Origin of the sequence: Nostoc sp. NMS4 (assembly GCF_017115095.1) — a bacterium.
Classification (GTDB): domain Bacteria; phylum Cyanobacteriota; class Cyanobacteriia; order Cyanobacteriales; family Nostocaceae; genus Nostoc.
Genome location: NZ_JABXKI010000299.1, coordinates 1 through 10,988, shown reverse-complemented (window position 1 = coordinate 10,988; position 10,988 = coordinate 1). Strand labels below are relative to the sequence as shown.

The following is a 10,988-nucleotide window of genomic DNA, read 5'->3' as shown; positions in this document are numbered from 1 at the left end:
CCAAGGTTTTACCCCACCCTAACCCTCCCCTTGCAAAGGGGAGGGAACTAGATTTTCCGGCTTCCCCCCTTTGCAAGGGGGGATTGAGGGGGGTAATTTGACTTGTGTGTACACCGTAGCCTTGCAAAGGGGAGGGAACTAGATTTCTTTTTTCCCCCAATATATCGGGGGGATTGAGGGGGGTAATTTGACTTGTGTGCACACCGTAGCCTTATAAAGGAGAGAGAAGCTAGAGACAGTTAGTTAGCCTATTACGTATATTTCAAAAATAAAATATGATTCCTATATTACGAGTTATATTATAAAAAAAATAATTAAGAGAATAAAGTAATTGAGTAATCTAGATAGAGTTTTAGATGCCGCAATGGAGCTACCTTTAGAACAGCAAGAAATGCTGGTACAAATTCTCAAAAACCGAATTATTGAAAGTCGGCGAGATGAAATTGCCTCAGATGCAGCAGTTTCCATTACTGAATTTCAAGCAGGTAGGCTCAAAGTCCAGACTGCTGCTGAAGCAATTCAAGAATTACGAGAATATCTCAATAACTATCGCCCTCAAGAAACGCAGGTATGAGCAAAGCTGCCGATGATGTGACTTAAAATCCTGATATCTTCAATCACCACTCACGCAGAACGGCCCGGAAAAAGCGATCGCCATGATCATAACCCCTAAATCACTAACCTTTAACCAATTCCTTGATTTCGCTGAAGGTAATGAACTTAATGAGTATGAGTTGGTTGCTGGCAGGTTGGTGCTAATGCCAGAACCCAGTGAACTGCATGAAGAAATTCTTGAATTCCTGTCCTTTATGTTTGAACTTGCCTACCGCAAGCGTAAATTGAAATACTCAGTTCGGAAGCGAAACGCATTACAAATTAACGAGACACAAAGCCGACGACCCGATATTGCGATTATCCAACGCCCCCAGTTTTACCCCGACGATCAACCAAGGATGGGCATCCAAACTCAGCCATTTATGATTGTTGAGATTGCCTCATCCAACTGGTCAACTGACCTCATAGACAAGCAAGAAGAATATCTTGTCCTGGGAGTACCTGAATATTGGGTTATCGACTACCGAGGTCAAATTCCTGCTAAGTATTGTCTACGAGGAAAAGGAAAAAAGGCGATCGTCCTGACCCTAGAAAATGGTGAGTATCAACGCTCTGAGTATCTTGAAGGAGAAACAATTCCTTGTCAAACTTTTCCAGACTTAACTTTAACCGTTGACCAAGTATTAGCAGCTGATGCCGAAAATGTAGTTTAGGCTGATCGCACGATTTTAGGAAATGCGTAAGCGTAGCCCGCCCTTCGGCTACACTCAGGACAGGCTCAGTGACCGTCGTAGACATCGCATCATGTATGATGGTTGATCGGCGTGCGATGCCTACGCCTGGCTGCGCCTACGCCAACAAAAACGCAAGTCTGACCAAAGCTGCCGATGATGTGAGTTAAAATCCTGATATCTTCAATAACTACTCACGCAGAACGGCCTGTAAAAAGCGATCGCTATGCTTCAGTATCCACATCTCGAACAAGCGCTAAAATATCACTTCGGTTACGATCAATTCCGCCCCGGACAACGGCAAATTATCGAAGATGCGCTGCAAAATCGAGATTTAATGGTGGTGATGCCGACTGGTGGGGGAAAATCTCTGTGTTTTCAGCTACCAGCGTTGTTAAAAAATGGACTAACTGTGGTAGTGTCGCCATTAATTGCTTTGATGCAAGACCAAGTAGAAGCACTGCGAAATAATAATATTAATGCGACATTTCTCAATAGTAGTTTGAATCCTTACCAAGTGCGATCGCGGGAAGAAGCCATCCTCACCGGTAAGGTAAAATTACTCTACGTCGCCCCAGAACGTCTGTTAAGTGAAAGGTTTCTCCCCTTTCTCGATTTAGTTAAAGAAAAAATTGGTATTTCTAGCTTTGCTATTGATGAAGCACACTGCGTTTCGGAATGGGGACACGATTTTCGTCCAGAATATCGCCAGTTAAAATCTCTCAGAAAACGCTATCCTGATGTTCCTACCGTCGCCCTCACCGCCACAGCAACCGATCGCGTCCGTAGTGATATTATTCAACAATTAGGACTAAAACAACCTAGCATTCATCTTGCTAGTTTTAACCGGGAAAATCTTTATTACGAAGTTCGTCCTAAAACTAAATATGCTTACGCTGAATTATTAGAACTAATTCGAGAAGCTGAAGGTTCGACAATTATTTATGCTTTAACTCGGAAAAAAGTTGATGAACTCACTTTTAAATTGCAAAATGATAAGGTTGTTGTTCTGCCTTATCACGCCGGATTAACTGATGAGGAACGTAGTAACAATCAAACGCGATTTATTCGAGATGATGTTCGGGTAATGGTGGCAACAGTCGCTTTTGGCATGGGAATTAATAAACCCGATGTGCGGTTAGTAGTTCATTTTGATATGCCCAGAAATATAGAAAGTTACTATCAAGAATCGGGTCGGGCAGGTAGAGACGGAGAACCATCTCGGTGTACAATATTTTTCAGTTTTGGTGATGTTAAAACGATTGAATGGAGTATCGATCAAAAAACCGATCCTCAAGAACAGTTGATAGGTAAACAACAGCTGCGACAGATGATCGATTACGCTGAAGGTAGTGATTGTCGGCGAACGATTCAACTAGGTTATTTTGGCGAAAGGTTTCCGGGAAATTGCGGTAATTGTGACAATTGTCGTCATCCCAAACCGATGGAAGATTGGACAATTGAAGCCATGAAGTTTTTATCTTGTGTGGCGCGTTGCAAAGAAAGGTTTGGGATGGCATACATAATTGATGTGTTGCGTGGGGCAAAAAAAGATAAAATTCTCCAGTACGAACATGATAAACTTTCTACCTATGGTATTGGTAAAGATAAGACTGTAGATGAATGGCGAATGTTGGGGCGATCGCTTTTACATCAAGGGTTAATAGAACAAACTAGCGATGGTTACTCGGTTTTAAAACTAAATGCCTTAAGTTGGGAAGTAATGCGAAAACAACGCCCAGTTTCGCTCGTTGTAACCACAGTCCAAAAGATTACCTGGGAACCGGGAAGTGAAAAAGCAGAAGTTGCAGAAATATTATTACAGAAATTGCGATCGCTACGTAAACAATTAGCTGATGAACAATCTGTACCACCTTATGTAATCTTCCACGATTCCACTTTAAAATTGATGGTACAGGTGCAACCCCAAAACTTAGCTGAATTTGCCAAACTTTCTGGTGTAGGTAGTCACAAACTCGCTCAGTATGGCGAAAAGTTCATTACAGAAATTCGCGCCTACCGCCAAGAAAAAGGTTTGCAAAATAAATCTGTTACTTCCGCTTCTGTATCATCTTCCAACTCATCTTCTTACACCGAATTACAGACATTACAATTACATCAACAAGGTTTAAATATTGCTCAAATTGCCCAAAAACGCAACATTAGTCCGTCAACAGTTAGCAATCATTTAGAAAAATTAATGGAGAAAAATCAGCCAGTTGATTTAAATCAATTAGTACCTTTAGAACATCAACAAAAAATTTGGCAAGTTTTAGAAGTACTCGGTGACATTTCTCTCACTCCCATTAAAGAACAATTAGGTGAAAGCTACACTTTTAATGAAATTCGCTTAGTGCGGTGTAAGTGGCGGCGTGAAAATCGCAAGTGATAATTGAAGAAGAATATGGGAGCATCCCAAATGTGCAAAAACCTTGATAGCCCTCATCCCCTAACCCCTTCTCCCAAAGATGGGAGAAGGGGAACTAGAATTATGTCTCCCCTCTCCCAAATATGGGAGAGGGGCTGGGGGTGAGGGAAAAGATTTAAGAAAAATTGGGATGTTCCCAAGAATACAGAATTCAGAATCAATTAGTATGACTCCTGAATTCTGTTTTATTAAAATACAAAAGCAAGATTAAAGGAGTTAGCCAATGAGTGAGATGCTTAAGACAGGAGTACGCTGGACAACTCAGGATGTGGAACTCTTCGCAGAAAATGAAGGGACGCGCTACGAGATAGTTGATGGAGAATTATTTATGACCAGGGCACCTCACTTTAAACATCAGCAAACTTGTGGCAAGATTTTTCGACAACTTGATGTTTGGTCGGAGTCTACTGGTTTAGGACAAGCTGTAATCAACCCCGGCGTTTTGTTTTCAGAATCAGATAATGTGATTCCTGATGTAGTTTGGGCGACTAAAGAAACCTTGGCACTAACATTGGATGAAGCGGGACATTTAACAGGCGCACCAGATTTAGTAGTCGAAGTATTGTCTGCTAGCAAGGAAGATCAAAGACGGGATAAGGAAGCAAAACTTAAACTTTATTCTACCAGAGGAGTGAAAGAATATTGGATTGCTGATTGGCGATCGCGCAAACTAGAGGTCTATCGGCGCGAAGACAATCAACTTAATTTGGTAGCAACTTTATTTAATAGTGATAATATTACTTCTCCGCTATTACCTGGTTTTAGCTGTACTATAAGCCAGTTTTTTCCTGTATAAATTTTAGGTTAAATGCAAAAACAAATCTCAAGTAGCGGATTAACTAAAGTCCAAATACTGATTATGGCGATCGCAGCTGGTGTCTGTGTTGCTAACGTTTATTATAATCAGCCAATCCTCAAAGATATTGCATCATCTTTTGGAGTCAGTGAAGGCGAAGCGGGTAGCATCTCCGTGCTTACACAAGTTGGTTACGGTTTGGGGCTTTTCTTTCTAATCCCCTTGGGCGATAAAATCAACAAGAAAAAATTAATTCTTTGCTTACTGGGATGTTTATTCTGTTTGTTGATAGCCATGACGTTTTCCCAAAACATCATCCAAGTTTGGATATTGAGTATAGCAATTGGGATTGCGACAGTCTCGGCTCAGATTATTCTTCCATTAGCAGCAAGTATAGATAGAGTAACTACAGGACAAACTGTAGGCAATATTTTTACTGGTATATTAATTGGAGTTTTAGGAGCAAGGGTTTTTAGTGGATATATTGCTCAATGGTTGAGTTGGCGTTATGTCTATGGATTTTCAGCAGTCATGATTTTAATTGTGATTGTTTTACTAAATATATATTTACCTAATGTCAAAAATGAATTTAATGGTTATTATTTGGAATTATTAAGCTCAACACTCCACCAATTAAAACGTTTTTCATTGTTAAGAGAAGCGTCTTTAGTTAGCGGGTTATTGTTTGGTGTTTTTTGCTCATTTTGGACAACCCTAACTTTCCATTTAAGTGGAGCGCCTTTTTATTTTAAATCTGACATAATTGGGATGTATGGTTTTGTGGCGATCGCAGGTGCATTAATGGCACCAGTTTTTGGTAAACTAGCCGATCGAGGTAACTCTCAACGTTCCTTGACCATTGCTGTATCAATGGTGATGGCAAGTTTAGTAATTGCTAAAGTTGCTGCTAATTCTGCAATAGCGATCGCTGTTGCTGTATTGTTAGTAGATATAGGTGTACAGGCAACGCAAGTGACCAATGTCGCCAGGATATACACTCTCGATCCTCAATCCAATAGTCGCATCAACACAGTTTACATGACTGCCTATTTTATCGGTGGTTCTGTAGGTACTAGCATTGGTCTATTATGCTGGAATCTTGGTGGCTGGAATTTGGTAACTTGGCAAATGTTAGTTTTTACTGCGATCGCATTTTTTATTATTGTCAAACCTAAAATAAATAATATATAAAATAGGAGTCAGGAGTCAGGAGTCAGAATTCAGTAGTAAAACTGGCTTTAAAACTTAGCCTGTATACCTCAGAAAGTTGAAATATGCTCTAACTTATTGTTTAGATATCGCCTTGCACCAATAACTAAGTTTTCTCCTCATCAAGGCGATATCTATAATCAGTTTACATTAAGAAAAACTGGGAATTTCCGAGTTGGAGTTTTGTGATGTAGCAGACGTTGAAGGTTCAGTGTTTTGGTTTTTTACAGGCAGAATTACAGATAGCAGCTTAGGTAGTGCTAGACAGGCAACAGTATTTAACAACGTCAGAAATATACCATCTATCAAACTCATGTGTTAATCTTCTCCGTTTGAAAATTGGTGTTGACTATATTCTTAGTTTGAAGCAAAATCAGTAAAATTGCTTAAAAACAGAATTTAGATTTCTTTTATAAAATATAGGGTATGTAAATATATTTTTATCCTATAGCAATCAGATTTGATTTTTGAAAAAGCCTAACTATATATATGTACGATGTACGGAGATGCGATCGCGTAGCGTGATGGCGTTCGTCACAAGTCAAACCGAATAATCGTAGGTTTGGCCAAACCGCCCATTTTTTCTAGCAGACTCTGTACAATTACATATAGCGATCGTTCCGACGCTTGTTTATTCTAATGGATCGATGACTTTCTTGCGGATTGGCTCAACTAAAAACTGTCCTAAGTCTTACTCTATTGTATTTGCAGTTTATTTCTCGTTCCTAAATTGGAGTCTCGAAACAGCAGTAACGTGTGTAAGTAGGAGATGATTTATGCCGAGATGGAATGCACAGGAAAAAGAAGCGTATCGAACCGAGGTAATTCGCCGCATTACCGCAGCCATGCCCTCAGTTATACAGGAATATGCCTCAATTAATTGGGCGGAGGAACTCAAAGGCTACCATACTGAGCATGAATATTACCCTGACTACATCCACGCTCCCATTCATGGGGCGACTGATTCCTACACCAACCCTCAGTCGTGTTTAGCCTGGGATGCTGCTATGGATGCCATTATTCCCCTCAGCCATAATGTTAGTTGCCAGCAGTTGCGCGAGCAAATGGCTGAACTAATTCCTCAAGACACTCAAATTGAGACAGTGCTAGAGCTTGGTGCAGGTACGGCGGGTGGAGCGCTAGCCCTGGCACGGCGGTTTCCACAGGCCACTTTTCATATTACTGATGTTTCACCTTATATGCTGGTGATCGGTCAGCACAAGTTTAACAAGGCTGGTTTTCGTGAGCGGGTTCACTTCGAGCAGGTAGACGCTCGTAACACTGGCTACCCTGACAACTCCTTTGATCTTGTCACGTCATCACTACTCTTGCACGAAACGCCTAAAGAGTGGACACCTAAGATTCTTAAGGAGATGTACCGAATTACCAAACCGGGAGGTTGGGTTCTATACGCTGACACCTATCGCGGTGAATACGCCCTGAGTGCTTCTTTTCAAGAACCGTGGTTAGATGATTTTATTCATTTCAACTTCGAGTATGAGTTTGCCAAAGCAGGTTTTACAGAACTCAATTACGTCCGCTATGCCGTGGGTTTGTGGTATATGGTTGGCCGTAAGCTAGAAATGTGAGGACAAAACAATGACAACAGAAGTTAGCAAATCTATGGCATAGCAGCACATAGCTCAACACAGTAGTTTGTAGTGGGGACTTCAGTCCCCAAAGCCAGAACTAAACATGGCATTTGTAATTTCTGGTGTAATAAAAAATTTATCTCTATAGATAGATGCGTTTTTAATATCTATATCTATGGAAAAATTATCACTAATATAGAACTTATCAAAAACAACTAATTAGCATTTCTAAAAGTTAAGTGGGAAAACCGTACTTATCTGATAGATTTTCTGTACCACACATCTAAGTTTAGCTGGATAAAATCAAAATATAGCTGAAGTAATGCTGTTTTCTCAAAAATTTACACAGCATTAGCAGGAGAGCAAAAATATGACATTTCTCCTTGGTAAAATTAACAATGACTAATGATTAATTTGGTACAGGGTGCAGTTTTTCAAGGATATATAATAGATACTGTAAACAATATTGAAGGAAGGAAACTGATGAAACGCGATCGCTTAGAAAACTCTTGGGCGGTAATTCAAGATGAAGCTGAGAGAAACTGGCATTTATTGATGAAAGATGTAGTAGACTTCAGCTTTCGCTTGCAAAAGGCGGCTGTTGCTGCTTGGGAAACCTTTAATAATCCTTACTCTCGTTAAAGAAGGTGCTGTCATACGGAAATTTTTAGTTGTTAGTGAGACGCTGATATACTTCTGAAACTAGCCAATCTGACACCATCTTCTGAAAATCACGGTCATTCATATAACGGGCAAAAATTGCCTCATTTTGATCTACTCGCTCAACAAACAGAGAATCTAACATTTGATTGAAAAGCAAGGCGAATTTATCAGCAGAATTTACCCGTGCAGCCTGTTGTAACTCTTCGTAATTGGCAGCAGTCTCCACAAGCTGATCAAAAAACAATTGATCCGCTTGGTTAAAATCAGTACCAAAACGATTGTTGATCATGTCGATTAGCTGTGATAGTTTGACTGTATCTCCACGGACAATGCCTGTGCCGACATCCTTTGGGCCATCTAGGGGACGGGCATTACCTTTGCTTAACTCTATTGAGCCTTCACTAATTTTCTGGAGACGGTAATACTCTAGCTGGATTTCGCTATCAAAATCGTACTGTACTTCATTCGGGCGGCGTGGCAGTTTGGATGATAAGTGACGCAAAAAAATGTAGAGGCGTTCTAAATCAGAGTCTTGGTAGGGAATTATCTGGCTCAAGAAGGCGTAAAGGTTACGAAAGGCTGTCAGCTTTTTGCGCCAAATTTTAGCTGCTTCTGGTTGAGCTTTATCCAAAACGCAAAAGCGGTCAACGGCTGGGTCAAGTGCTGCATTCATCCCTTGATGATCAGATATGCTCTGACGCTGTTTCGGTTTAAAGTAAATTTCACAAAAGCGTTCAACTTCCTGGTGTAAATAAATCCCTAAAGCGTCTAGTTCGCTCTGGAGTTGGTAAAGTTGTTGAGGGTCTGCTTCTGCTCCTAACTCTGCGCCTTCGTAAAACTGCTGAAATGCTTGGCGAATTTCTTCGCGATCGTTAATGAAGTCTAAGACAAATGTATCTTCTTTAAGTGGGTGAATGCGGTTGAGGCGAGAAAGGGTCTGTACTGCTTGAATACCCGCTAATCGCCTGTCAATATACATGGTGTGTAGCAAGGGTTGGTCAAAGCCTGTTTGATATTTTTCAGCTACAAGTAAAACCTGATACTCATTGGTAGCAAATCTTTCGGGCAATTCTTTCTCCCGAATACCTTTATTCATCTCCTGTTCACTGTAAGTTTTATCTTGAATCTTATCGTCTGTGACTACACCTGAAAAGGCTACCAGGGTTTTGATAGGATACCCTTTTTCCTGGATGTATTTGTCGAAACTCTGTTTGTAGCGCACTGCATCTATGCGGGAGCTAGTTACTACCATTGCTTTGGCTTGACCACCGATTTTGTGTCGGGTAAAGGTGTTGAAGTGTTCCACCATTACTTCTGTCTTCTGGGCAATATTATGCGGGTGTAGGCGCATAAAGCGAGCCAGGGAGCGAGCAGCATTTTTGCGTTCTACGTTGGGATCGTTTTTACCGGCTTTGATCAGGTTGAAGTAGACTTTATAGGTTGTGTAATTACGCAGGACATCTATGATAAAGCCTTCTTCTATTGCTTGACGCATAGTGTAGCGATGGAAAGGCTCTCCTTGATGACCAAAGAATTTCAGGGTTTCATGTTTTGGTGTGGCGGTAAATGCAAAGAAACTCAGGTTGGACTGATGAGAACGTTTGACTAAACTAAGAAAAAGTTCTTCTAGATTTTCTAGTCCTTCTTCTTGAGCGCGGTTACGTGCTTGGGTTTGCAACTCTTCGCCCCCAAGTACACCTTTTAACTCGGTGACTGTTTCGCCTGATTGGGAACTGTGTGCTTCATCAACGATCGCGGCATAGCGACGGGTAGGTAGAATACCACTACTTTGCTCGTTACGTTCTTCTGCTAGTTTGATTAACTGGCGAGTCACAAAGGGAAATTTTTGCAGAGTGGTGATGATGATGGGAACTGCATTTTCCAGTGCCTGCGCCAACTGTCGGGAATTATCGTCGATTTTCTCGACAACGCCCTGACGATGTTCAAATTGATAAATTGCGTCTTGTAATTGTTGGTCAAGTACGCGGCGATCGCTAATTACAATTACACTATCAAAAACGCGACGGTTTTGGTCATTATATAAGGAGGCAAGGCGATGAGTCAGCCAACCAATGGTGTTACTTTTGCCGCTACCTGCTGAATGTTCAATGAGATAGTTTTGTCCTACACCTTCACTCCTTGCCGCATCTACCAGTAAACGCACAGCTTGAAGTTGATGATAGCGGGGAAATATCATCGTTTCTTTTTTAAACCTGCGACCATCATTGTCTCGCTTTTCTTCTGTTTGGAGATGCAGAAATCGGCATAAGATATCAAGTAGACTGTCGCGTTGTAAAACTTCTTCCCAGAGGTAAGCAGTCCGGTAATTACGTCTCTGGGGGTCTGGTGGATTACCTGCGCCGCCTTCGTATCCTTTGTTAAAGGGCAAAAAGTGGGTAGCGTTTCCGGCTAGGCGTGTCGTCATCCATACTTCTTCGGTATCTACGGCGAAATGTACTAAGGTACGGCGTTTAAACTCGAAGATAGTTTCCCTGGAGTCACGGTCTTGGCAGTATTGCTGTTTGGCATTTTCCACTGTTTGCCCTGTAAGGGGATTCTTTAGCTCTAGGGTGACAAGTGGGATACCATTTAGACTAAGAGTGATGTCAAGCGTTAGCGAAGCTCGCCGCAGGCATCGCTTTTTGTCTCGCTCACTGTATTGTAATTGTCGGGTGATACTAACGCAGTTGTCAGCATAGCGGGTTTCTAAGTCTGAGTTTAATCCGTGGGCAGCTTTGAAGTAGGCTATACGCAGAGTTCGACCATAGCATTTGAAGCCATGACGCAGAGTGTGTAGTGAGCCGTAAGTGTCCATCCATTTACACAGGTCTGTTAGCACTTGCTCACTGGTTTTTTCTTTGTGGAGTGCTTCTAGTTTTTTCCATTCTTTGGGTTGAGTTTGCTGGATAAATGCGATCGCTATATTGGGAAAAAGGGCGCGGGTGCGATCGAATTTGTCTGTAACGTTGACATAGCCGTGACTGAGAAGGTGATTTTCAATTACGCTCTCAAAT

Annotated in this window: 9 protein-coding genes; 7 read left to right on the top strand and 2 right to left on the bottom strand. The window is 41.4% G+C overall.

All coding sequences use genetic code 11. The features are described 5' to 3' along the window. The first annotated feature begins 331 nt into the window (after positions 1 to 331). The 5 genes from HWQ37_RS28310 to HWQ37_RS28290 all read left to right on the top strand — a co-directional run bounded on the left by HWQ37_RS28310 (position 332) and on the right by HWQ37_RS28290 (position 5,701). Positions 332 to 574, top strand: coding sequence for a hypothetical protein (locus HWQ37_RS28310; RefSeq protein ID WP_292753747.1), 243 nt, complete (start codon positions 332 to 334; stop codon positions 572 to 574). A gap of 82 nt (positions 575 to 656) precedes the next feature. Further along, the gene (locus HWQ37_RS28305) at positions 657 to 1,268 is read left to right on the top strand and encodes a Uma2 family endonuclease (RefSeq protein ID WP_292753746.1); all 612 of its coding nucleotides are present in this window, start codon (positions 657 to 659) and stop codon (positions 1,266 to 1,268) included. 244 nt (positions 1,269 to 1,512) lie between these two features. Further along, positions 1,513 to 3,675: a DNA helicase RecQ gene (gene recQ / locus HWQ37_RS28300; RefSeq protein WP_292753745.1), complete on the top strand. Its 2,163-nt coding sequence runs from the start codon at positions 1,513 to 1,515 to the stop codon at positions 3,673 to 3,675. 271 nt (positions 3,676 to 3,946) lie between these two features. After that, positions 3,947 to 4,510 (top strand): Uma2 family endonuclease, encoded by a 564-nt coding sequence (locus tag HWQ37_RS28295; protein WP_465249724.1) that lies wholly within the window; start codon positions 3,947 to 3,949, stop codon positions 4,508 to 4,510. 12 nt (positions 4,511 to 4,522) lie between these two features. After that, on the top strand, positions 4,523 to 5,701 hold the full coding sequence (locus HWQ37_RS28290) for an MFS transporter (RefSeq protein ID WP_292753743.1): 1,179 nt from the start codon (positions 4,523 to 4,525) through the stop codon (positions 5,699 to 5,701). Between the two features lie 168 nt (positions 5,702 to 5,869). Here HWQ37_RS28290 and HWQ37_RS28285 read toward each other — a convergent pair whose 3' ends face one another. Then, a complete protein-coding gene (locus HWQ37_RS28285; RefSeq protein ID WP_292753742.1) occupies positions 5,870 to 6,034 on the bottom strand; it encodes a hypothetical protein in 165 nt (54 codons plus the stop codon). Positions 6,035 to 6,495: 461 nt separating this feature from the next. On the opposite strand from HWQ37_RS28285, the gene HWQ37_RS28280 reads away from it, so the two are divergent. Next, positions 6,496 to 7,308: a class I SAM-dependent methyltransferase gene (locus HWQ37_RS28280; protein ID WP_292753741.1), complete on the top strand. Its 813-nt coding sequence runs from the start codon at positions 6,496 to 6,498 to the stop codon at positions 7,306 to 7,308. 408 nt (positions 7,309 to 7,716) lie between these two features. After that, complete coding sequence (locus HWQ37_RS28275; protein ID WP_292753748.1) at positions 7,717 to 7,953, top strand: hypothetical protein; 237 nt, start codon at positions 7,717 to 7,719, stop codon at positions 7,951 to 7,953. A 25-nt stretch (positions 7,954 to 7,978) separates the two neighbouring features. Here HWQ37_RS28275 and HWQ37_RS28270 read toward each other — a convergent pair. Next, positions 7,979 to 10,988 (bottom strand): type I restriction endonuclease subunit R (locus HWQ37_RS28270; RefSeq protein WP_292753740.1); only part of this gene is annotated, 3,010 nt, incomplete at its 5' end.